The sequence below is a fragment of the Duganella sp. CY15W genome (genome assembly GCF_009857555.1).
GTDB lineage: Bacteria > Pseudomonadota > Gammaproteobacteria > Burkholderiales > Burkholderiaceae_D > Rugamonas > Rugamonas sacchari.
Window position 1 is genome coordinate 179,566 of sequence record NZ_WWCQ01000004.1, and the last position, 23,994, is coordinate 203,559.

Consider the following 23,994-nt stretch of genomic DNA (forward strand, 5'->3'; position numbering starts at 1 on the left):
GCCTTCAAAAATGCCAGGCAGACTACGTTACAAATAAAAAAACGGCTGATGTTGCCATCAGCCGTTTTCTGTCATGTGTGGTTCAGACCAGTCTTGTCGAGATTAGAACTCGTACTTGACGGTAGCCTGGATCGCCCACTGCGATTCGCCTTTGACTTGACGTACGTCCAGGGCTTCAACGGTGTCACGTACTTTGTAGACGTAACGGCCAGCCGAATCCAGACCAACGTAGTCGACGAAGCTACGTGCTTGCGCACCAGCAGCCTGGAAGCCCACTTCGTTGATACGGCCCCAACGCTTGTTCAGCAGGTTGCCGAAGTTGAAGATGTCCAGCGAGAACGAACCTTTGTGACCTTTGAAGAAGCCTGGGAATTCCTGGGCAATACGCAGGTCGAAGGTGTTGGTCCATGGCGAGAAGTCGGTGTTACGGCCTACAACGCCGCCAGCAGCTTTCTTCAGCACTGGGTTGGCATTGACGATCGACCAGAACTTGTCTTCGTTAGCATGGTTGGTCGCGGTATCGCCAGAGAACACGACCTGGCCCGAACCTGGCGCCGAAGGGATGTACATCAGGTCATTACCGGACAGGCCGTCACCGTTCAAGTCATTGTTGATGGTCCAGCTGTATGGCTTACCGGTACGGCCTTCATAGAACATGCCGAAGGTGGTTTTGTAGGTACCGAAGAAGCGTTTCTGGAAGTTGACCAGCGCGTTGACGCGGTCTTTCACCAGGTAGCCCGAGTTGGCGGCAACTTCTTCGTTCGGGTTGAGTACCGAGCGGCCCGAGAAGTTCGAGCTCGAAGTCGACGAGGTCAGTGGCGACACTTCGCGTGCTTCGGTGTACGAGTAAGCCACCGACCACTGGATGCCGTTGGTCATTGGACGGCTCAGCGAGGCGGTGATCACGTTGCTGCCGCCTTGATGGGTACCGGTGGCAACCAGCACGTTGTTGTAGGCTGGGTTGCTGCCTGCCTTGTTACGTGCCGGGGTGGTGCCGGTGGTGCCGCAGACGCCGCCGGTGGTCACGAACGAACCAGTCGACTGCCAGCAAGCGGTGTTGTAGCCGCCCGAGGTGTAGTACAGTTCGCGGCCATCGGTACCGATCTTGGTGGCTTTGCCCAGGTTCATATTCTGGTAGTAGATACCGTCTTTAACCTGGGTTTTCAGCACTTCCAGGCCCAGCACCATGCCATACCATGGCAGTTCGGTGTCAAACGCGATATTGCCTTTCCAGACCGAAGGCTGTTTCAGGCCAGGCGCCAGGGCGTCGACGTTGATCTGCGCCGAGCTGGTGCCGCCGCTCAGGACGGTAGGCTGCTTGGTGATGTCCGGGGTGAAGGTGCCACCAACCGAAGGGCAAGCCTTGGTCGACGAGTTGCAGCTGATGCTGGAAGTCGCCACGCCAGGGTTCGAGAACGGGTTGGACAGCCATACGGTCGCTGCCGCGCCCTGGAACAGGCCGACACCGCCACGTACCTGGGTTGGCAGTTCGCGGTCCAGTTTGTAGTTGAAGCCGGCGCGCGGCTGCCATACGTTCTGGCCATCGAAGGTCTGGGTATTGTCGATGCCGAAGCCGCCGGTCTGACGGCCATTGGCGTCGACCGGACCCACCGGTGCAGCCACCAGTACGTTACGCAGTGGACGGTCGCCCATGCGGGTCGCGTCCAGACGCAGGCCGTAGCTCACGGTCAGGTTGTTGCTGACGTTCCAGGTGTCCTGTACGAAGGCGCCCAGATTCTTCATGCTGAAGTTCGATACTGCCTGATCCAGCGAGTAGCCCGAATTCGGGGTCTGCACGGTGTACGACGATGGACGGCCGATGCGGAAGTTTTCCAGCACGGCAGCCTGCATGTCAGCGTTGCTAAGCTTGCTGCAATCAGCCAGGTTGCCGCCGCCCAGGAAGGCGTAGTTCCAGTTCTGGACGCACGAGAAGGTGTAGTTGCCCCAGATGTTTTGCAGGAAGGCGTTGTACACGTCGTTCTTGCTGTAGTCGCCGCCGAATTTGATTTCGTGGTCGCCGATGCTCCAGTTGGCGCCCAGGTAGGCATCCTTGGTTTTGGTGCCCAGGATGTTGCGCTGACGGCTGTTGTCGGTACCGAACGACAGGGTACGCGCGGTGGTCGGCACGGAAGCCGGGGTGCCTGGCGCGTTGTTACCGGTGAACGACAGGTTGATCAGCGGCAGGGTCGAGTTCAGCGCAGGAACGCTGTCGTAATCGCGCGAGGAGATTTTGAACTCGGTCGAGAAGTTCGGGCTCCAGTCGGCGGTCCACTGGCCGACCAGGGTCTCGATGGTTTTACCTTGCGAGAACCATTCCGAATTCAGCGACAGGCCAGTGGCGCTCATGCCGGTGAATTGTGGTTCTGCCTGTTTGGTCTTCGAGTAACGCACCATGGCGCGGTGGTTGTCGTTGATGTTCCAGTCCAGTTTCACCAGGCTGTCATCCACGGTCAGCTGCGAACCGGCGGTCAGGGTCGAGTCGCCGATGTTGACGCCGTAGGTGTTCTTGGCGATGTCTTGCGCCGCGCTGATGGCCGACGGGTTGATACCGACGTTGGTGTAACCGCTGCCGATCGGGCCGAAGGACGGCGCGTTACGGGTCGATTCCAGTTTTTCGTAGGCCGCGAAGATGAACAGCTTGTCCTTGATCAGCGGGCCGCCAACGGTCGCACCCTTGGTGGTTTCCTTGAACGGTGCTGGTGCGGTGTAGGTGTCGTTCGACGCGTTGTAGCGGTCGCCGGCCAGGCGGTCGTTACGGAACACGTAGTAGACGTTACCCTTGACGGTATTCGTACCGGACTTGGTCACGGCGTTGATGTTGCCGCCGGTGTAGCCCTTCTGGGTGACGTCATAGTTGGCCACGTTGACCTGCACCGACTGGATCGCTTCGATCGAGATCGGCTGCTTGGCGGTCGGGCTGCCGTTCGATTCCAGACCGAAGGTGTCATTCACGGCCACGCCGTCAATGGTCAGCGAGTTGTAACGCGAGTTCTGGCCGGCCACGGACATTTCGCCGCGCTCTTTGTCGGTCTGCGAAACGCGTGGGTCCGAACGGGCATAGTCTTGCAGGTTACGGTTGATCGAACCCTGGATCGCCAGTTCGGTCGCGGTGATGCTGGTGCCGGCGCCCATGTTCGATTTCGAGAAGCGTTCCGAGCGGCTAGCGGAGCCAGCAACGGTCACGGTTTGCATGACTGGACCCAGGGTCGCGTCCACGGTGGCGGTTTCCGCCAGCTGGGTGAACACGTTCTCACGGGTTTCGGTCACGCCATCTTTGGTGATGGTGATGGTGAATGGACCACCGGTACGCAGACCACGCTGTACATAACGGCCTTCGGCGTCGGTAACAACACTGCTGACCGTGCCAGATTCAACGTGGGTGATGGTGACAGTCGCGCCGGAGGCTGGTTTGCCATCGGTCACGGAAATGCGGCCACCAATCGCCGAGGTGGTGTTCTGTGCAAAGGCCGGTGCTGCCGCTAGCGCGATAGACAGGCTGAGCGCAATTTGCGTCAGCTTGAGCCGTTTATGATTGATCATTGTATAACCCCAAAAAAGACTAAATTAACTAATAGTTATATGAAACCCTTGCGGATAGCAGGTATTCCCTCTTACTTTTGCTGCAACTGGTCTGGCCGTTATATTTCCCGGCGTGCCAAGGGCAGCGGGTGAGTGTAACGACCGAATATGTCATGACGATGACGCGTTTATGACAACTTTGTGACATAAACCCACGCATCTTGCGCGCCGCGTCATCCGCAATACTTACGAATTCTGGACTATAGAGAAAGCAATAAACTTGCTTTTTTGGATCATTTCCCGAACTATGCCATTAAGGAAAAATGCGTGACAAATACGTTTTAGCTTAGGAATTCAGACGATAAACGTATAAATAAGTCATACTTAGGTCATAAAAAAATGCCCTTCATGCCAGCCTGATAATAAGCAGGCGGAATTATATGCCACGCAGCGCAGCATGAATTCCTTTCATTGCCAAATGCACAAAAAGACCGAGTGTGGCCACTAAATATTGTGGCGCAAAGACAACAGCATTAACAAGAAAACTCTTGCTTTTGATAATTACTGTGTTTTATGACAACGACAGCGTGGTCGTTAAAAGGTGGGATAGTTTGTAACAAAGCGGCGATGTGTGGCATGCATCCCACACATCGCGCGCCTGACGGCCGGGATCAGCGGGCCGGTTTGGTTTTCGAACCGGCAATTTCCGCTTCGAATTTGGCGAATTTGTCGTCCAATGCCTTCAAAAGGCGCTGTTTGTCGGTGTCCGCAAGGAAGGAATAACGGATGCTGTCATATGACAGCTTTTTGACTTCCGCGTAATCCGGCTGGTAGCGGGCCGCATACAGCACGTACTCGCCGGACAGATTATTACGCGATACGCCGGCGTCATCGGTCGACAATACGTACGGCACACCATACTTGCGGTACAGCGTGACAGGGTGAGCCTGATCCTTGATGCCCAGGATGAAGTCGTTACTGCTGAGGTTGACCTCCACCGCGATCTTCTCATCACGCATTTTTTTCATGATCGCCAGCGGATTGCTTTCGTGGGCGATATCCATGCCGTGGCCGATGCGGTTGGCGCCGGCGACATCGAGCGCATCCTTGATGTGGAAGGTCAGGCCCTCCGGCGGCACCATGCCCAGCGCCAGTTCACCCGCGTGCAGCGCCAGCTTCACCTTTGGATATTTGGCCTTGAGGAATTTATACATCTGCATGTGCAGCGCGTAGTCGCGCATCGACACGTTCACGCTCTCCTGGCCCACGATGTTGATGCCGACGATCTTAGGATGGGTGGACGCCAGCTTGAAGCTGGACAGGATTTGCGAATACACCTGCGACGGCGTCAGGAAACGCAGCGCGAACGGCTGGTAGCGCAGCGTGAAATTGGCGTCGTCGATGCCGGCGCCGGATTTGTCAACGTTGTCGATATAGGAAGCGATCCAGCCCTGGTAGGCCTTGTCCTGATCCAGCCTGGCGCCAAGCGCGGCAAAGTCGGCGTCGGTCAGGGCGCCAGCTTGCGCCTTCTTGTCGAAGTCCGCATCCATCGCAATCGGCGCGATCTCGAAAATGGTTTCGATGTAGCTGACGTTTTCCTGGATCGCGCGCTGCTTCAGGCGCTGCAGGCCATCCGCCGTGTTGGTCGAGGATACCGGGCCAAAGTAGCCGAAGGTGTCGAAGAACTGGCGGTCCGGCGGCGACTGCAGGCCGCTGTGGTTGTAGAAGTCCTTGTCCGACCAGCGCTGCAGCAGGTTGGCCAGCACGGTGTTATTGTTCATCACATCCTGACCGGACAGGCACGCGCGGTCCGCCAGCGGCTTGCCCTGCTCCGCCTGCGCCACCGCTTTGCTGACGTCGATCAGATAGGTATTCTTGTTGACGCAGAAGCCTTCCTTGTCCACCCACTCCAGATACTGCTCGGCATACAGCGCGCCGGAGTAATGGTGATGCAGGTCGCCGCCTTTCGGCATCATGGTGAAGAACATCGTCAGTTCGGCGAGCTTGGGCTCCTTGCCTGGCGCGACCAGCGAGGCGAAGTGGCGCTTGGTCGCCTCCTCGTTGGCATTGGCGGCTTGCGCACCGTGCGGCATGGCGCAGAACACAGCGGCGGCAAGCGCAGCGGCTTTGAGACTGGCGATGTTTTTCTTCATGAGGCTTTCCTTAATTAAGTCGTTTCGCGGACATGCACCTGGCGGCCATTGGCATAGGTGGCAGCAATTGCGCGGTCATCGCCGAGCAGGGCCAGCGCGAACAGCAGCTCTTCCAGGCTGCCGCTACGCGAAGTCCGGCGCTGCAGCAGCGGCGTCGCCTGCGGATCGATCACGATGAAATCCGCTTCGGCGCCTGTGCTGAAATTACCGATCGTGCCTTCCAGCTGCATGCTGCGCGCGGCGCCCAGCGTGGCCAGGTAAAACATCCGCAACGCGGGCAGATAACTGCCCTTCAAGCGCGCTACTTTATAGGCTTCATTCATCGTTTGCAACATGGAGAAGGAAGTACCGCCGCCAACGTCCGTCGCCAGCGAGAGCAGTACGCCGGCCTGGTCGGCGCGTTCAAAGTCAAACAGGCCGCTACCGAGGAACAGGTTGGAGGTCGGGCAGATCGCTGCGGCAGACTGGGTTTCCGCCATGCGCTCGCGATCGCGTTCATTGAGCCAGATGCAGTGGCCGTACATCGCGCGCGGACGCATCATGCCGTAGCTGTCGTACACATCGATGTAGCTGCGCGACGCGGGGAACAGCTCGCGCACCCATGAACATTCCGCTTCGTTTTCCGACACGTGCGTCTGGATGAAGGTATCCGGGTAGGCGCGTGCCAGCTCACCGGCCAGATGCAGCTGCTGTTCGGTCGATGTCGGCGCAAAGCGCGGCGTGATCGCGTACAGCGAACGGCCACGCTTGTGCCAGCGCTGGATCAGCGCCTCGGTATCGCGCGCGCTGGTTTCGGCCGTATCGCGCAGGAAGTCGGGGCAGTTCCGGTCCATCATCACCTTCCCCGCCACCATGCGCAGCCCGCGCTGTTCGCTGGCGGTGAAGAACGCGTCCACCGATTGCGGATGCACCGTGCAGTAGACCATGGCAGTGGTGGTGCCGCAACGGAGCAGCTCATCGAGGAAGAAGTCCGCCACGTTGGCTGCGTGCGTGCTGTCCTCGAACTGGCGTTCGGACGGGAAAGTGTAGGTCTCCAGCCATGGCAGCAGACCTTCCGACGGCGAAGCGATCATGTCGGTCTGCGGATAATGGATGTGGGTGTCGATAAAGCCCGGCATCAGCAGCTTGCCGCTGTAGTCATGCACCACGGTGCCTGGCGGCAGGCTGGCATGCAGCGCGGCGTAGTCGCCCACCGCATTGACTTTGCCATTTTCAACGATCAGCAGGCCATCTTCAAACCAGTCGTGTGACTGGTCGCTGAAAGCCGGATCGGCGAGAAAGTGCAGCAAGCTGCCACGGTAGGCTTGCAGGTTGGATTTCATGTCGTTCTTTCTAAGCTTGAATTCGAATATTAGCGGAGAAGCGGCGCGGGCGCGCTATAGCACGGCAACCAGGCGGACCGGCGTTGCTGCATTCAGCGCTGCGATCTGCTGCGCCTCCCACACCATCAGCAATTGGGCGCACACGGAGGCGGCGATGGCAGCAGGGAGTTTGCTGGTAATGCCGGGCAGGCCGATCGGACAAACCATGCTGTCGATGCGTTCTTGCGGCAGGCCGCGCACGGCCATGCGGCGTTCAAACTGCACGCGCTTGGTCTGCGAACCGATCAAACCAAACCAGCCCACATCCTCACGCGCGAGGATGGCTTCGCACAGGCGCTGATCCAGCGCATGGCTGTGCGTCATGACCAGATAGCTGGCACCGGCGGGCGCGCTGGCCACGCAGGCTTCCGGCATATCAGTCGCTTCGACGCTGACATTGGCTGGTACGCTGGCGGGGAACATTTCGTCACGCTCATCCACCCAGGTCACGGTGCAAAGCAGCTCACCCAACATCCGCACGATGGCCGCACCAACATGACCGGCGCCAAACAACACCAGATGCGCGCGCGGAGCCAGACAGGGATCAACCAGCCAGCGGCGGCCGGCGGCGTCCCGCAGAATATGCGTGCCCCGTTCACGGTCCACGGCCGGTACGCTGACAGCGCCATCGATCACCTTCGCCCCTGTGCTGCGCGCTTGCGGTGAACCGACCACGAATAGACCATCGGCATCCAGCAGCAGCGTGGCTGCCGGACCATCAATGGCGCTAACACGCCAGCCGTCCTCACGGCGACGCATATTCAGACTGGCCAGCACCGCGCCCAAGGCCGGCGTCACCAGCTCAAACGCCAGATGCACGACGCCGCCGCAGCATTGCCCCAGTTTGGGGCCGAGCGGATAGCGCTCCAGCCGCGCCATGGCTGCGCTGCCAGGCGGCGCCGCAAGCATCGCGCGCGCTAGTTCGACGGCGCACATCTCCAGATGACCACCGCCTATCGTATCGTGCTGGCCGCGCGCGGTCACCAGCATCTTGGCGCCGGGCTCGCGGGGGCCGGAGCCTTCCACGATTGCCACGGTCACCAGCACTGCCGGTTCCGACACTTGCGCTGTCAGCCACTCGTTCATCACGCCGCCATTTCCACCACGGACACGGCCCGCAGTATCTCTTCACTGGTTGCCGGTGCATTCAGCGGCGGATTGACGCGATGCCCGCCCACCGCCGAAATCGCATCGCGGATCGCAAAGAACACCGAGAACGGCAGCAGCAACGGCGGCTCGCCCACCGCCTTCGAGCTGTGAATGCTGTCTTCCACATTGCCGTTATCGAACAGCTTCACGCGGAAGTCTTCCGGGCAGTCCGAGATGCCAGGGATCTTGTAGGTCGAAGGCGCGTGCGTCATCAGCTTGCCGGCAGGGTTCCACCACAGCTGCTCCGTGGTCAGCCACCCCATGCCCTGGATGAACGCCCCCTCCACCTGGCCAAGGTCGATGGCCGGATTCAGCGAACGGCCGGCGTCGTACAGTGCGTCGGCACGCAGCAGCTTCCACTCGCCCGTCAGCGTATCGACCACAACTTCCGAGACAGCCGCGCCGTAAGCGTAATAGGAGAATGGGTGGCCGTTCATGGTCTTCGGATCCCAGTGCAGGTTAGGCGTCGCATAGAAACCGTCAGACCACAGCTGCACGCGTGCCAGATAAGCCTTTTGCACCAGCTCCGCAAACGCCACCGTGTGGCCATTCACGTGTACGTGATTGTCGAAGAAGCGCACCGGCTGGCCGTCTTCATCCCCATACAGCTTGACCGCGTACGCCGCCAAGCGCTCGCGTATCTGCCGCGCCGCATCCTGCGCCGCCTTGCCGTTCAGGTCTGCCCCTGTGGATGCCGCCGTAGCCGAGGTATTCGCCACCTTGCTGGTATCCGTTGCCGTCGCACGCACGTGAGACAGGTCGAGGCCCAGTTCATGCGCCACCACCTGCATCACCTTGGTGTTGATGCCCTGCCCCATCTCCGTGCCGCCATGGTTGACCAGCACCGAGCCATCGACATACACATGCACCAGCGCACCGGCCTGATTCAGGTGCGTGACGTTGAAGGCGATGCCAAATTTCAGCGGCGTGAATGCAATGCCTTTTTTCAGCACCGGGCTGGTGGCGTTATATGCGTCAATCGCCTTGCGGCGCGCGCGGTATTCGCTGGTTTGCTCCAGTTCCGCCGTCAGCGCTTCGATGACGTTATCGACAATCTCCTGGCCATAGGGCGTGACATTGCGTTCGGTCTTGCCATAGAAGTTGAGGCAACGGATGTCCAGCGCGTCGCGCCCCAGATTGCGCGCGATCTCGTCGATGATGTACTCAATCGCAATCGCGCCCTGCGGGCCGCCAAAGCCACGGAACGCCGTATTCGACTGCGTGTTGGTCTTGCCGCAGCCGGCGCGGATATCCACGTCCGACAGGTAGTAAGTATTATCGAAGTGGCACACGGCCCGCGTCGCCACGGGGCCGGACAGGTCAGCCGAAAAGCCCGCGCGCAAAGTCATGTCCACGCGTGCGGCCAGAATCTTGCCGTTGTCGTCATAGCCCACCTCGTACTCATAATAGAAGCAGTGGCGTTTTCCGGTGACCAGCATGTCGTCATCGCGGTCGGCGCGCAGCTTGACGGGGCGGCGCAGCTTGGAAGCAGCGATACCGGCAGAAGCTGCCCACAGTGCCGACTGCGATTCCTTGCCGCCAAAGCCGCCGCCCATCCGGCGGCACTCCACCTGCACCTTGTGCGAATGCACACCGATGGCATGCGCCACGACGTGCTGCATCTCGCTCGGGTGCTGCGTCGAGCACTGCACCAGCAGGCCGTTATCTTCTTTCGGAATCGCGTAGGCGATCTGCCCTTCCAGGTAGAACTGCTCCTGGCCGCCGACAAACAGCTGGCCCTTCACCACGTGCGGTGCCTGCTCGAACGCGGCCTGATAATCGCCGCGCTTCAGTTGCATCGGCGGCAGCACGTATGAACCGGCAGCCTTGGCTTCCTGCGGCGTAAAGATCGCAGGCAGTTCTTCATACGACACCACGGCGCGTCGCGCAGCACGGCGCGCGTTGTCGTGCGTATCGGCGACCACCACAAACATCGGCTGGCCGACGTACATCACCTCTTCCACCGCCCAGATAGGATCGTCGTGGATGATCGGACCGCAGTCATTGGTGCCGACAATATCGGCAGCCGTGTACACCGCCACCACGCCCGGCGAACTGCGCACCGGCGACAGATCCATCGCTGTAATGCGCGCGTGCGCCTTGGACGACAGGCCGAGCGCCGCATGCAGCGTGCCTTGCAGCTCGGGGATATCGTCCGTGTACGTGGCCTGGCCCAGCACATGCAGCTCGGCTGATTCATGCGGACGCGCGACACCGACGGCTTTCCACGCCGATTCGGCAATCGCAGCTGGAGCAACGGGTTGATTCATGATGGCTCCTTTCAGGCGCGGCAAGCGAAGGCGTTGACGGCATCGGCCGCAAGTGGCGCATCGGCGCGCGTCTCCAGCCAGAAGCGGCGCAACAGGTTCTGCGCCGTCTGCATGCGGTAAGTATTCGACGCACGCATATCCGACAGTGGCGCATAATCCTGCGCCAGCATATCCATCGCCACGCGCAGATTGGTTTCACTCCAGCTCAAGCCGGTGAGCGAAGCTTCGGCGCGTGGCGCACGGCACGGTGTCGCAGCCATGCCGCCATAGGCGATGCGCGCGTCAACCACGGTGTTGCCGTCCAGCGTAAATGCAAACGCCGCACACACTGCCGAGATATCCTGGTCAAAGCGTTTGGCCAGTTTGTAGGTACGGAATGTCACGTTGGCGCGAGGCAGCGGCACACGCACTGCGGCGACGAATTCGCCAGCCTGCAAATCCTTCTTCTGATAGCCGAGATAGAACGCTTCCAGCGGCAGCACGCGGCGGCCGGCGGCGCCTTGCAGCACCACCTCGCTGCCCAGCGCGATCAGCCACGGCATGGAGTCGCCGATCGGCGAACCATTGGCGACGTTGCCGCCCAAGGTGCCGGCATTCCTGATCGGCAGCGACGCAAAGCGCTGCCACAACTCGCCCAGCTCCTGCGGATACAACTTGCACAGTGCCCCGTACGCATCGTTGAGCGACACGCCGGCGCCGATTTCCAGCATGCCGTCCTTGTGCTCCACGCTTTGCAGCGCCGTGACGTGGCCGAGATAAATGATGTCGCCCAGTTCGCGCATCTGCTTGGTCACCCACAGGCCGATGTCGGTGGAGCCGGCCAGCAAGGTGGCCTTGGGATGCGCAGCGCGCAGCGCCACCAGCTCTTCCAGCGTGCGCGGGGCATGGAAGGTTTGTCCTTGCGCGGTATAGCTGGCGCCAGCATCGCGCTGCAAGGCCTGCAACTGCAGCGTCAGCGCAGCGCGGTCGAAGTCCACCTTCGGCAGTTCCGTCATGCGATGCGCCGCATCGATGATGGGACGGTAGCCCGTGCAGCGGCACAGGTTACCGGACAGGCAGTCGTCAATCTCCTTGCGCTGCGCGGGCTGGCCATCCTTGTCGAGGTACATGCCCCACAACGACATGACGAAGCCCGGCGTACAGAAGCCGCATTGCGACCCGTGACATTCCACCATCGCCTGCTGCACAGGATGCAGCGCGCCATCCGGCTGCTGCATGTCCTCGACCGTGAACAGGGCCTTGCCGTCCAGCGTAGGCGCAAACTGGATGCAGGAGTTCACCGCCTTCATCTCCAGCTGGCCGGCCGCGTTCAGGCTACCCACCACCACCGTGCAGGCGCCGCAGTCGCCCTCGGCGCAGCCTTCTTTGGTGCCGGTGCAATGCAGGTCTTCGCGCAGGTGCTGAAGCACGGTGCGCGTCGGCGCGGCGTGATGAATCTCCTGGACTGCGCCACGGAAGTAAAAGCGAATTGGTTCGGACATCACAATCTCAATCTACAAATGGGTGAACCTTGCGCCAGTGTTCGGCGATATCGATACGGCGTGTGATCCACACGTGCTCGTGGCTTTGCACATAGTCGAGGAAGCGCGCCAGTGCGGCCGCGCGCGCCGGACGGCCAACGATGCGGCAGTGCAGGCCGATGGACAGCATCTTGGGCTGATTCAAGCCGTTCGGGTCGCCCTCGGCATACAGCACATCAAACGCGTCCTTCAGATAATCGAAGAACTGGGTGCCGGAGTTGAAGCCCTGCGCGGCGGCGAAGCGCATATCGTTGGTATCCAGCGTGTACGGCACGATCAGCTGCGGCGCGCTGGCCGCCTTGCCTTGCTCGTCGGTGTAATCGATCTTCTGCCAGAACGGCAGGTCATCGCCATAGTGGTCGGCGTCGTAACGGAAGCCGCCATGCTCCATTACCAGCCGGCGCGTCTGCGGCGAATCGCGGCCCGTGTACCAGCCCTGCGGCGCGCTGCCGGTCAGCTCGCGGATGATGTCCACCGCTTCCTTCATGTGGGCGCGCTCGGTGGCTTCGTCCATGTTCTGGTAGGAGATCCAGCGCAGGCCGTGGCAGGCGATTTCGTGACCCAGCTGTTTGAATGCGGCGACAGCCTCCGGATTGCGCTTCAACGCCATGGACACGCCAAAAATCGTCAGCGGCAGCTTGCGGTCTTCGAACATGCGCAGCAAACGCCACAGACCAGCGCGCGAACCGTACTCGTACAGCGACTCCATGCTCATATGGCGGTTGCTGAACGAGGCGGCGCCGATAATCTCGGACAGGAAAGTCTCCGAACCAGCGTCACCGTGCAGCACATTGTTTTCGCCGCCCTCTTCGTAATTCAAAACGAATTGCAGGGCGACGCGTTCCTTGTTGGGCCATTGTGCGTGCGGCGGTTTGGGGCCGTAGCCGATCATGTCGCGCGGGTAGTTATCGTAAGTGGTCATGGCGCTGGCAAGTCTATGGGGAATATAACGCTAATCATATATGCCCAGATCCATGGCAGTATATGATTTGGACAATAGATACCTGTTACAAGCAAATATAGGACCGATCATGGGCAAACTCAGCACGCACGTTCTCGACATCACGCAGGGCAAGCCGGGCGCCGGCGTCAAAGTGGCTTTGTACGCCGTGGGGCCGCAGGGCCGGGAGCTGTTGAAAACCGACGTCACCAACAGCGACGGCCGCTGCTCCACGCCCCTGCTGGAGGGCGATGCACTGAAACAGGGCAAGTATGAACTGATTTTCAGCGCCGGCGACTATTTCGCCGCGCAGGGCGTCGCGCTGCCGGAACCGCGCTTTGTTGATGAAGTGACCATCGCCTTCGGCATCGCGCACGCCGACCAGAATTACCACGTGCCGCTGGTGGTATCGCCATGGGCGTACTCCACGTACCGGGGCAGTTAAGCGTCTGATAAGATGCGGGCACTATGACTGACACATTGGCCGCATCCTTACTTCAACAGGCCGTCGAACTGCATCAGCAGGGACGGCTGGAACCGGCGCAGGCGCTGTACCGGCAGGTTCTGGCGTTGAATCCCCAACAATTCGATGCCCAGCACCTGCTGGGTGTGATCGCCCGCCAGCAGGGCGACGCCGTCACCGCCATCGGCCTCATTTCCCGCGCCATCGCCATCGACAGTGCGCAGGCCAATGCACACTGCAATCTGGGCGCGGCCCTGCTGGACGCCGGCCGGATCGAAGACGCCCTGGCCAGCCACGAACGCGCACTGGCCCTGAATCCAGCTTACGCCATGGCCTGGAGCAATCGCGGCAACGCCCTGCGCCGCCTTGGACGGCTGGACGAAGCGCTGCTCAGCTACCAGCGCGCACTGGAGATTCAGCCGCAGTACGCCGAAGCCCACTGCAACCGCGCCATCGTGCTGCAGGACCTCAACCGCTATCTCGACGCCCTGGGCGCGGCCGAAGCTGCGCTCACCATCAAGGACCGCTATGCCGACGCCTGGCTGGCGCGCGGCCGCGCGCTGCACTGCCTGCGCTACCTGCCGGAAGCGGTGGAAAGCTTCGACCGCGCCATCCACCTGCGTCCCGACTGGGCGGAAGCCTACAGCGCGCAAGGCGCCTCGCTGCACAAGCTGGGCGAGTTCGCGGCATCGCTCGACAGCTACGACCAGGCACTCAAACACCAGCCGGATTACGCACTGGCCCACTACCATCGCGGCAATGCCCTGCGTTCGCTGGGCCGTCGTGAAGAAGCCGTCGCCGCCTATCGCGCGGCACTGGCGCATGGCGACGACCCCGAAACCATCGCCTTCGCATTGGCCTCGGTGGGCGAAGGCACAACGCCGCCGGCCCTGCCGAATGACTATGTCCGCTCGCTGTTCGACCAGTACGCCAACCACTTTGACCAGCATCTGACCGAAGTGCTGGGCTACCAAACGCCCGCCGTGCTGGACGCCCTGCTGCGCCACGTCGCACCGGCATCGGAGCTGAACACCGTGGACCTGGGCTGCGGCACAGGCTTGTGCGGCCCCTACCTGCGCGCCTATTCGCGCCGGCTCGATGGCGTCGACCTGTCGCAGCCAATGCTGGACAAAGCAGCCGAGCGCCAGCTGTACGATGAACTGGCCTGCGCCGACCTGCTGGCCTACCTCGATGACCGCAACGCCGCGTACGACCTTGCCGTCGCGGCCGACGTCTTCGTCTACATCGGCGATCTGGCGCCAGTATTCCGCGCGGTCCATGCCGCGCTGCGGCCCGGCGGCCGCTTCTGCTTCTCGGTCGAAGCGGGCGACGACGCCGACTATGTACTGCGACCATCGAACCGCTACGCCCACACGCTGGAATACCTGCAGCGCCTGGCCGCGGACACCGGCTTCACCGTCCTCGCCTCACAAGCACTGGTGGCACGCGAGGAAAACGGCGCCCCCATCGCCGCCCACGCCATCATCATGAGGAAGTGAACGTGCAAGCACACCATGACGACTTGGGCGGGAACAACCGGGCCAGCCACGCATTCCTCGACACCTTCGCACCGTGGCCATGGAATTAGACCATCTCTTCATTCGCGTTCAGGCCGACGGCCCGGAAGGCCAGGCCCTGCGCGACTTCGGCCTTATTGAAGGATCAGGCAACCGGCACCCAGGCCAGGGCACAGCGAACCGCCGCTTCTTCTTCAACAATGCGTTCATTGAATTGCTATGGATCGCCGATGCGGCGGAAGCCGGCAGCGAGCAAACCCGCCCGACCATGCTGCATGAACGCCTGTCCGACAGCACCGCATCGCCGTTCGGCGTCTGCTTCCGCCCGGGCGCCGCAGAAGAACGCGCCGCATTCGCCACCTTCGACTACGCGCCAGCTTATCTGCCGCCGGGCATGAGCATCGGCATCGCATCCGACGCGCCATTGTCGGAACCGATGTGGTTCTTCCTCGCCAGTGCCAAGGCGCCGGCAGCATGGCCGCCCGAGCGCCGCCAGCCCTTGCAACCACACCACGGACTGACGCAGATCAGCGGCATCAGACTTACGGCAACAGCGCCACTGTCAGCAGCAGCGCTGGCCACCGGCTTACACTTCATCCCAGCCAATGAGCACCTGCTGGAAATCAGCTTTGACAACGAAAAGCGCGGCCTGACGCAAGACTTCCGTCCGCACCTGCCCCTCATTTTCAAATATTGATGACATGACGCCTACCGTAAAACGCTTTATTGGAGATGCATTACTTCACCGCGACGAAATCGGCGAGTCACCATGCCAGGTCCACAGTTTCAAACGCGGGAACGAACTTTATTTCCTGAAGACTTCGCCGACGGTCTATGCCTCGACCACCTACAGCGTTCTGCGCGAAGCTGCGGTGCTGCAGTGGCTATCCGGCAAAGTAAAGGTGCCGGAAGTCATCCTCACCGCGCAGGATGAACAGCAGGAATACATGATTACGCGCGCCGTGCCCGGCGTACCGCTGGCGGAACGCCTGTCAGTAGCGCTGTTTGAAGAAGCGCTGCGGCAAATGCAATCCATCGCCATCACCGACTGCCCATTCGACGCCACCGCCGCCGTACGCCTGCGTGAACTGGCATTCCTGGTCAGCCAGGGCCTGATCGACGAAGACTACGACTTCGACGCCTGGCCCGGCCTCGACACCCCGCAAGACCTGCTGGCCCGCCTGCACGCAACGATGCCGCAGGAAGACCTGGTCTTCTCCCATGGCGACCTGGGCGACAGCAACATCTTCGTCACCGACAAAGACGAACTCTACTTCATCGACCTGGGCCGCGGCGGCAAAGCCGACCGCTGGCTGGACATCGCCTTCATCCACCGCAACCTGCGTGAAGACCTTTCCGCCAAAGCCGCCACCCAGTTCCTGAAAAACCTTGACCGTCCCGATTCCCCCTCCAGACGCCAGTTCTTCGAACAACTCGACGAGCTTTTCTAAATCCGCAGGAACTTGCATGCGTTCCATCATTGCCTTAGAATTCAAAGCTGTTGCCTCGACTACTATCCCCATGCAAGATTCTTTACGGTGACCCTTGGATACCGTGCCCTTTTGGGTGCAATTCCTTGCACTCTTCCTCTTGATACTCTGTTCGGCTTTCTTCGCGATGGCCGAGACCGCTTTGATGGCGGCAAATCGCTATCGCCTGCGCCACGAGGCCAAACGCGGCAGCCGGCGTGCCATCACGACGCTGTGGCTGCTCGACCGTACCGATAAACTGCTGTCCCTGGTGCTGATCGCCAATACGCTGTTCAACGCCGCCGCTACCGCGCTGGTCACGTCGATTGCCATTCAGGCGTTCGGTCACGACGACAACGTCATCACGCTGTCCACCGGCGCCGTGGCGTTCCTGCTCATCGTGTTTGCGGAGATTTCGCCCAAGGTGATCGGCGCCACCTTCCCGGAAAAAATCGCCCAGCCCACCAGCATGGTGCTCAAGCCGCTGATGTCGGTTTCCAAACCCATCATCTGGTTTGTGAATCTGTTCGTGTCGATGCTGTTGAAGCTGTTCGGCATCAAGGCCGGTTCGCACGCGCACGATCCGCGCCTGTCGCCGGAAGAGCTGCGCTCCATTGTGCTGGAAGGCGGCAATTTCATTCCGCAAAAGCACAAGAGCATTTTGCTCAATCTGTTCGACCTGGAAACCATCTCGGTCGAGGACATCATGACGCCACGCGCGCAAGTCGAAGCGCTGGATCTGGAGATGCCGGTCGAAGAAATCATGCGCGAGCTGACCACCTGCTACCACAACAAGCTGCCCGTCTACGAAGGCGAGATCAACCGCATCATCGGCATCCTGCATGTGCGCAAGGCCGTGGCCCTGCTCAACCAGGAAGACGAACTCACCACCGACCATTTGCGCGAACTGCTGACCACGCCGTATTTCATCCCGCAAGACACGCGCCTGTTCACGCAGTTGCAGTACTTCCAGGAGAACAAGGAACGCCTGGGCATCATCGTTGACGAGTATGGCGAGGTGCAGGGCCTGGTCACGCTGGATGACATCATCGAAGAGATGATCGGTGAATTCACCACGTCCACGCCAAGCGCCAGCAAGGCGGAAAGCTTCGGCTGGGACGGCAATGGCGAGTGCCTGCTGGACGGCACCACGCCGCTGCGCGACGTCAACAAGCGCCTGGGCCTGAATTTTCCGCTCGACGGTCCCAAGACCCTGAATGGTATGCTGCTGGAACTGTTGCAAGAAATTCCAGACGCGCCCATCAGCATCAAGGTCGACCAGTGCATCATTGAGGTGGTGCAGGTTCACGGTCAGTCCATCAAAGTCGTCAAATTGCGACAGCCGGCCAGGCGCTAGGTACGCCAAACGCGTGGGCGCACGCGGCAGAGCGGAGTACAATCGTTTCTCGATGGCGACAAACGGCTTTACAAAAGTGATGCCCGAGAGCATCATTCCTTGATCCGCTCTCCCCCATGTGATAGACGCTACTATGGCAGCAGTCCTTCCGAACGCAGCGCCAGGCACCCCGATGCCGGGGTTGGCGAGGGCATTGATGCAGGCCGGACGCCTGTCCGCCACGCAGGCGGAGACCTTGCAAAAAAAGTCGGTCGCGGAGAAGCAAGCCTTTATTGACGTGCTGCTCTCCAGCGGCGCCATCGAATCCAAGGCGCTCGCCGCCTTCTGTTCCGAAACCTTTGCCTATCCGCTCATGGATGTGAGCGCGCTCAGCATTGAAGCGCTGCCGCCCAAGGTCATCGACAACAAGCTCATGCAGACGCAGCGCGTGCTAGCCTTGTCCAAACGCGGCAACAAGATGTCGGTCGCCATCTCCGATCCCACCAACACGCAGGCGCTGGACCAGATCAAGTTCCAGACCGAGTCCACGGTGGAGCCGGTCATCGTCGCGCACGACGCCCTGCTGCAACTGCTGGCCCGCATCAACAAGAGCAGCGAACAAAGCATCGCCGACCTGGCCGGTGAAGAGGCGGATATTCAATTCGCGGAGGAAGAGGAACCGGCCGCAGCCGTCAACGCTGCCGAAGCCGCCGCCAACGAGGTTGAAGACGCGCCCGTGGTCCGTTTCCTCAACAAGATGCTGATGGACGCGGTCAACATGGGCGCGTCCGACTTGCACTTTGAACCGTTTGAGAAGTTTTACCGCATCCGCTTCCGCGTCGATGGCGTGCTGATCGAACACGCGCAGCCGCCTATCTCGATCAAGGAAAAGCTGGTGTCGCGCATCAAGGTGCTGGCCAAGCTGGACATCTCGGAAAAACGCATACCGCAGGACGGCCGCATGCGTCTGATCGTCTCGCCCACCAAGACGATCGACCTGCGCATCTCGACGCTACCCACGCTGTTCGGCGAAAAAACCGTGATGCGGATTCTGGATGCCACGCAGGCGCAAATGGGCATCGATTCGCTCGGCTACGATCCCGACCAGAAAGCGCTGCTGCTGGACGCCATCGAACGCCCGTATGGCATGGTGCTGGTGACGGGGCCAACCGGTTCCGGCAAGACCGTATCGCTGTACACCTGCCTCAACATCCTGAACAAGCCCGGCATCAATATCTCCACGGCGGAAGACCCGGCCGAGATCAACCTGCCTGGCGTGAACCAGGTCAACGTCAACGACCGGGCCGGCCTCACCTTCCCGGTCGCGCTCAAGTCCTTCCTGCGCCAGGATCCGGACATCATCATGGTCGGCGAGATCCGCGACCTGGAAACCGCCGACATCGCCATCAAGGCGGCGCAGACCGGCCACATGGTGTTCTCCACGCTGCACACCAACGATGCGCCGTCCACGCTGACGCGCCTCATGAACATGGGCGTGGCGCCGTTCAACATCGCCTCGTCGGTGATCCTGATTACCGCCCAGCGCCTGGCGCGCCGCTTGTGCACCTGCAAGCAGCCGGTGGAGATCGCGCCCGACCTGCTCGTCAAGGCCGGCTTCAAGCCGGAAGAGCTGGACGGCAGCTGGAAACCCTACGGCCCGGTCGGCTGTGAACGCTGCAACGGCGGCGGCTACAAAGGCCGGGTCGGCATCTACCAGATCATGCCGATCACACCAGCGATCGAAGCGCTGATACTCGCCCACGGCAACGCCATGGACATCGCCGCCCAGTCGGAGCAGGAAGGCGTGAAGTCGCTGCGCCAGTCCGGCCTGGTCAAAGTCAAGGCCGGGCTGACCAGCCTGGAAGAAGTGCTAGGCTGTACCAACGAATAGGACGACGATCATGGCGACATCGGGCAATCAGGTCAAGGAATCGGTATTCGCCTGGGAAGGCAAGGATAAAACCGGCAAGACTGTGCGCGGTGAGCTGCGGGCCGGCGGCGAGGCGGTGGTCAACGTCACCCTGCGCCGCCAGGGCATCATGGTCACCAAGGTCAAGAAGAAGGCTTACCGCTCGGGCAAGAAAGTCACCGACAAAGATATCTCGCTATTCACGCGCCAGCTGGCGACCATGATGAAAGCCGGCGTGCCGCTGCTGCAATCGTTCGACATCGTCGGCAAGGGCCACGCCAATCCGTCCGTCTCCAAGCTGGTGATGGACCTGCGCGCCGATATTGAGACCGGCACCAGCCTGAACCAGGCTTTCCGCAAATTCCCGCTGTACTTCGATCCGCTGTTCTGCAACCTGGTGGGCGCTGGCGAACAGGCCGGTATCCTGGAAGACCTGCTGACCCGGCTGGCCATCTACAAGGAAAAGACGCTGGCCATGAAGGCCAAGATCAAGTCGGCGCTGATGTACCCGGTGTCCATCCTGGCCGTGGCGTTCATCGTCACGGCGGTCATCATGATCTGGGTGGTGCCGGCCTTCAAGGAGGTGTTCACCAGCTTTGGCGCCAACCTGCCTGCGCCCACGCTGTTTGTGATGGCCGTGTCGGAATTTTTTGTGCAGTGGTGGTGGCTGATCTTTGGCGGCCTGTTCGCGGCCATCTACTTCTTCTTCCGTGCGTGGCAGCGCTCGCTGCAGATGCAGCGCTTCATGGACAAGCTGCTGCTCAAGCTGCCGATCTTTGGTAACGTGATCCGCAAGGCCACGGTGGCGCGCTGGACCCGCACGCTGTCGACCATGTTTGCGGCTGGCGTGCCGCTGGTGGAATCGCTGGACTCGGTGGGCGGCGCTGCCGGCAACGCGGTCTACCTGGATGCGACACGCAAGATCCAGACCGAAGTCAGCACCGGCACCAGCCTCACCGTCGCCATGCAGAACGCCGATGTCTTCCCCAATATGGTCACGCAAATGGTTTCCATCGGTGAAGAGTCCGGCTCACTGGACGCCATGCTGGCCAAGGTGGCGGACTTCTACGAGGAGGAAGTCGACGAGGCCGTCGCTTCGCTGTCCAGCCTGATGGAGCCTGCCATCATGGTCATCCTGGGCGTGCTGATCGGCGGCCTGGTGGTGGCCATGTACCTGCCCATCTTCAAACTGGGTTCGGTGGTGTAACTACCACCACCGGGTTATGGCAAAAGTGCTACTGTTGTGGCACTTTACGTTTTTCCGACTACATGGCGATGCGATGGAACAGGCTCCGATTACGGTGGTGACGGCAGACGATCATCCGGTCTTCCGGCAAGGCATCGCCAGCGTGCTGGCCAGCGCGCCGGGATTTCGCCTGGTGGCGGAAGCCACGGGTGGCCGCGAGGCGATTGCCCTGTATCGCAGCCATCGCCCGGACCTGGTGCTGATGGACATACAGATGCCCGACCTTGATGGCGTCGAAGCGACCCACAGCATCCGCCATGAATTCCCGCACGCCGCCATCGTCGTGCTGACCACCTACGAAGGCGACGCGCTGGTAATGCGCGCCATGAAGGCCGGCGCCGCCGGCTATCTGCTGAAAAGCGCCGCGCGCCACGAGATGCTGGAGACGCTGCGCGCCATTCACTCCGGCCAGCGCCATGTGCCGCCGCTGCTGATCCAGGCCGTGGCACGCCAGACGCCCGGCGATGAATTGACCCCGCGTGAAATCCAGGTACTGGAACTGGCCTCGCTGGGCAAGAGCAACCGCCTGATTGGCCAGCAGCTGTGCATCGCCGAAGAAACCGTCAAGGTGCACATGAAAAACCTGATGGCCAAGCTGCAGGCCAACGACCGCACCCACGCCGTGCTGCTTGCGCTGGGCCGCGGCATCATCAGCATCCGTAACCGGCCACGGCCCGTGCTCGGCTAACCCTGCGTTTCCGTGCGGCCCAGCCAGGCCTTGAGCCAGTGCCGCCAGCCACGCCGGCGTGGCGTCTGGTAGCAGACTTCGCCCGGCACCTTGAGGATCACCTCGGTTCCCTGGTCCGGCAGACTCAGCACCTCGATGCTGCCGCCCAGCTGCGCGGCACGCTGCTGCAGGGCGCTGAGTCCGGACGGCGGCTGCGCCATGCCTTTGCCGTTGTCGCGCACGTACAGCATGAAGAACTCGCGGCCATACGTCAGTTCCAGCTCCACGTCGCTGGACTGCGCGTACTGGAAGGCGTTGTACAGCACTTCGCGCACGATGCAGTAGATGTCCTCGCCACGGTCGCCATCAATCGTGACCGGACAGCCGCTGACCACCATGCGGAACGGTATGCCAAAGCTGTCCTGCAAGGACTTGCCCATGGCCGCCATGGCCTGGCTCAGGTTATCGCCGTACACCACCGGCATGCGCAGCGCCAGGATCTGGTGGCGGCCTTCGGCCAGCACGTCGTCCGCCTGGTCGAGGATGCGTTCGATGGCGGCGCGCTGCGGGCTGTCCGCAGCAAGCTTGTCGCTGACGCCCTGGAAGCGCAGGATCAAGCCCTGCATGCTTTGCAGCAGCGTATCGTGCAACCCGGTAGCGATGCGCTCGCGCTCGGCCAGCAGCCGCAGGCGCGCCTCGTAGCCGCGCCGCAATCGGCGCAGGCAGAATACCAGCGCGGCAAGAAACGCCAGGCAGACCAGCAGCAGCCCGAGCATCAGGAATAACGGTGTCTGGGAAAACGACGGCAAAGAGTGCTCCAGGAGCGGAAAAACAGAGCTGACACCTTGCCACCAATATCCGGTTTTTCCCATCTGGCTGACGGGGGAGTGCATTCTGAAAAAGCCAGCGCGATGTTGCTGTAATGCTTTAATATGGGCCAGTGACTATTTACGCCTATTGACGCCATGCTGCAATCCACCCTGTTGTTCGCCCCTGCGGGCGACCTGGCCATCAGTCTGATCGCCGGCCTGTTCGGCCTGCTGTTCGGCAGCTTCCTGAACGTGGTGATCCACCGGTTGCCGATCATGATGCAGCGCGAATCGGACAACTACGTGGCGGAAGAAAGCGGCAAGCCGCATCCGCACACGGAACGCTACAACCTCATGGTGCCCCGCTCGGCCTGCCCGCATTGCCAGCACCAGATCACCGCCATGGAGAATATCCCCGTGGTCAGCTGGCTGGTATTGCGCGGTAAATGCAGCAACTGCAAGGCGCCCATCTCGGCGCGCTATCCGGCGGTGGAACTGCTGACGGGTGCGCTGTCCGCACTGGTGATATGGCGCTTCGGCAGCGGCTATGCCGGCCTGGCTGCGCTGTTCTTCCTGTATTCGCTGATCGCCATGACGTTCATCGACGCCGACACCCAGCTGCTGCCGGACGACCTGACCTACCCATTGATCTGGGCTGGCCTGCTCATCAACATCAACGGCACCTATGTGCCATTGCAGGACGCCGTGATTGGCGCGGCGGCCGGCTATCTGGCGCTGTGGTCGGTTTACTGGCTGTTCAAGCTGGCGACCGGCAAGGAAGGCATGGGCTATGGCGACTTCAAACTGCTGGCCGCGCTGGGCGCGTGGATGGGCTGGACCATGCTGCCGGCGATTATCCTGCTGTCTTCGGTGGTGGGCGCGGTGGTCGGCATCTGCCTCATCGTGTTTGCCAAGCGCGGCCGAAACAACCCGATTCCTTTCGGCCCCTATCTGGCGGCGGCCGGCCTCATCGCCATGCTGTACGGCGGCCCGCTGCTGGGCTTGACCATGAGCTTGAGCCATTGATGGAAGCCCTGCCCTTTTCTGTCGGCCTGACTGGCGGCATCGGCTGCGGCAAGACCACCGTGGCTGACCTGTTTGCCGAACGCGGCGCCACCATCGTCGATACCGACGCCATCGCCCATAGCATGACAGCGCCATACGGCCCGGCCATGCCGGCCATTGTCGCAGCCTTCGGCCCCGAGTTTGCCGACGCCAGCGGCGCCATGGACCGCGCCCGCATGCGTGCGCTGGTGTTCAGCGACGCCGCCGCCAAGGCCCGGCTCGAAGCCATCCTCCATCCACGCATCCGCGACGCCGCACTGGCGGCTGGCGCGGCCGCAACCGGCTGCTATGTGATCTACGCCGTGCCGCTGCTGATCGAATCGGGAACGTGGCGTGCACGCGTAACGCGGCTATTGGCGGTAGACTGTCCCGAGGAAGTGCAAATTGCCCGCGTGATGGCGCGTAACAATCTGCCGGAAGCACAGGTGCGCGCCATCATGGCGACGCAGGTGAGCCGCGCGCAAAGGTTGGCCGCAGCGGACGATGTGATTATCAATAATGCAGGAATTGCCGATTTGACGCCCCAAATCGACCGTTTGCACAATTTATATCTGGCATTTTCACAAAGAACGGCAATAATGCCTTCGCAACGTTTGTAATT

18 protein-coding genes are annotated in these 23,994 nt (G+C 61.3%); 10 read left to right on the top strand and 8 right to left on the bottom strand.

The features are described 5' to 3' along the window. Positions 1-102: 102 nt before the first annotated feature. The 7 genes from GTP58_RS20850 to puuE form a co-directional block, all read right to left on the bottom strand. A complete protein-coding gene (locus GTP58_RS20850; protein WP_161079075.1) occupies positions 103-3,540 on the bottom strand; it encodes a TonB-dependent receptor in 3,438 nt (1,145 codons plus the stop codon). 650 nt (positions 3,541-4,190) lie between these two features. Then, positions 4,191-5,672 (bottom strand): adenosine deaminase, encoded by a 1,482-nt coding sequence (locus GTP58_RS20855; protein ID WP_161079076.1) that lies wholly within the window; start codon positions 5,670-5,672, stop codon positions 4,191-4,193. A gap of 14 nt (positions 5,673-5,686) precedes the next feature. Continuing rightward, positions 5,687-6,994: a guanine deaminase gene (guaD, locus tag GTP58_RS20860; RefSeq protein WP_161079077.1), complete on the bottom strand. Its 1,308-nt coding sequence runs from the start codon at positions 6,992-6,994 to the stop codon at positions 5,687-5,689. A 54-nt stretch (positions 6,995-7,048) separates the two neighbouring features. Further along, positions 7,049-8,119 (bottom strand): xanthine dehydrogenase accessory protein XdhC, encoded by a 1,071-nt coding sequence (gene xdhC, locus GTP58_RS20865; protein ID WP_161079078.1) that lies wholly within the window; start codon positions 8,117-8,119, stop codon positions 7,049-7,051. Beyond that, positions 8,119-10,452 (bottom strand): xanthine dehydrogenase molybdopterin binding subunit, encoded by a 2,334-nt coding sequence (gene xdhB, locus GTP58_RS20870; RefSeq protein WP_161079079.1) that lies wholly within the window; start codon positions 10,450-10,452, stop codon positions 8,119-8,121. The genes xdhC and xdhB overlap by 1 nt, the downstream gene beginning before the upstream one ends. Positions 10,453-10,463: 11 nt before the next feature. Further along, complete coding sequence (xdhA, locus tag GTP58_RS20875; RefSeq protein ID WP_161079080.1) at positions 10,464-11,933, bottom strand: xanthine dehydrogenase small subunit; 1,470 nt, start codon at positions 11,931-11,933, stop codon at positions 10,464-10,466. 7 nt (positions 11,934-11,940) lie between these two features. Further along, positions 11,941-12,894, bottom strand: coding sequence for an allantoinase PuuE (gene puuE, locus GTP58_RS20880; RefSeq protein ID WP_161079081.1), 954 nt, complete (start codon positions 12,892-12,894; stop codon positions 11,941-11,943). A 109-nt stretch (positions 12,895-13,003) separates the two neighbouring features. On the opposite strand from puuE, the gene uraH reads away from it, so the two are divergent. The 8 genes from uraH to GTP58_RS20920 all read left to right on the top strand — a co-directional run bounded on the left by uraH (position 13,004) and on the right by GTP58_RS20920 (position 21,540). Beyond that, positions 13,004-13,357 carry a hydroxyisourate hydrolase gene (uraH, locus tag GTP58_RS20885; protein WP_161079082.1) on the top strand — a complete coding sequence of 118 codons (354 nt, stop codon included), beginning with the start codon at positions 13,004-13,006 and terminating at the stop codon, positions 13,355-13,357. 23 nt (positions 13,358-13,380) lie between these two features. Continuing rightward, positions 13,381-14,874 carry a tetratricopeptide repeat protein gene (locus tag GTP58_RS20890; RefSeq protein ID WP_161079083.1) on the top strand — a complete coding sequence of 498 codons (1,494 nt, stop codon included), beginning with the start codon at positions 13,381-13,383 and terminating at the stop codon, positions 14,872-14,874. Between the two features lie 79 nt (positions 14,875-14,953). After that, on the top strand, positions 14,954-15,589 hold the full coding sequence (locus GTP58_RS20895) for a VOC family protein (RefSeq protein WP_161079084.1): 636 nt from the start codon (positions 14,954-14,956) through the stop codon (positions 15,587-15,589). Positions 15,590-15,593: 4 nt separating this feature from the next. Next, on the top strand, positions 15,594-16,343 hold the full coding sequence (locus GTP58_RS20900) for an APH(3') family aminoglycoside O-phosphotransferase (RefSeq protein ID WP_161079085.1): 750 nt from the start codon (positions 15,594-15,596) through the stop codon (positions 16,341-16,343). Positions 16,344-16,437: 94 nt separating this feature from the next. Next, on the top strand, positions 16,438-17,718 hold the full coding sequence (locus GTP58_RS20905; protein WP_161079086.1) for an HlyC/CorC family transporter: 1,281 nt from the start codon (positions 16,438-16,440) through the stop codon (positions 17,716-17,718). Between the two features lie 133 nt (positions 17,719-17,851). Then, complete coding sequence (gene pilB / locus GTP58_RS20910) at positions 17,852-19,588, top strand: type IV-A pilus assembly ATPase PilB (protein ID WP_161079087.1); 1,737 nt, start codon at positions 17,852-17,854, stop codon at positions 19,586-19,588. A 10-nt stretch (positions 19,589-19,598) separates the two neighbouring features. Next, on the top strand, positions 19,599-20,813 hold the full coding sequence (locus GTP58_RS20915; protein WP_072785195.1) for a type II secretion system F family protein: 1,215 nt from the start codon (positions 19,599-19,601) through the stop codon (positions 20,811-20,813). Between the two features lie 73 nt (positions 20,814-20,886). After that, on the top strand, positions 20,887-21,540 hold the full coding sequence (locus GTP58_RS20920; RefSeq protein WP_161079088.1) for a response regulator transcription factor: 654 nt from the start codon (positions 20,887-20,889) through the stop codon (positions 21,538-21,540). On the opposite strand, the gene GTP58_RS20925 is transcribed toward GTP58_RS20920, so the two are convergent. Further along, a complete protein-coding gene (locus GTP58_RS20925; protein ID WP_161079089.1) occupies positions 21,537-22,328 on the bottom strand; it encodes a sensor histidine kinase in 792 nt (263 codons plus the stop codon). The genes GTP58_RS20920 and GTP58_RS20925 overlap by 4 nt on opposite strands. Before the next feature lie 156 nt (positions 22,329-22,484). Between GTP58_RS20925 and GTP58_RS20930 the strand changes: the two genes are divergently transcribed. Both GTP58_RS20930 and coaE read left to right on the top strand, forming a co-directional pair. Next, positions 22,485-23,354 carry an A24 family peptidase gene (locus tag GTP58_RS20930; RefSeq protein ID WP_161079090.1) on the top strand — a complete coding sequence of 290 codons (870 nt, stop codon included), beginning with the start codon at positions 22,485-22,487 and terminating at the stop codon, positions 23,352-23,354. Further along, positions 23,354-23,992 (top strand): dephospho-CoA kinase, encoded by a 639-nt coding sequence (coaE, locus tag GTP58_RS20935; RefSeq protein WP_161079091.1) that lies wholly within the window; start codon positions 23,354-23,356, stop codon positions 23,990-23,992. Before GTP58_RS20930 ends, coaE begins: the two co-directional genes overlap by 1 nt. Positions 23,993-23,994 lie beyond the last annotated feature (2 nt).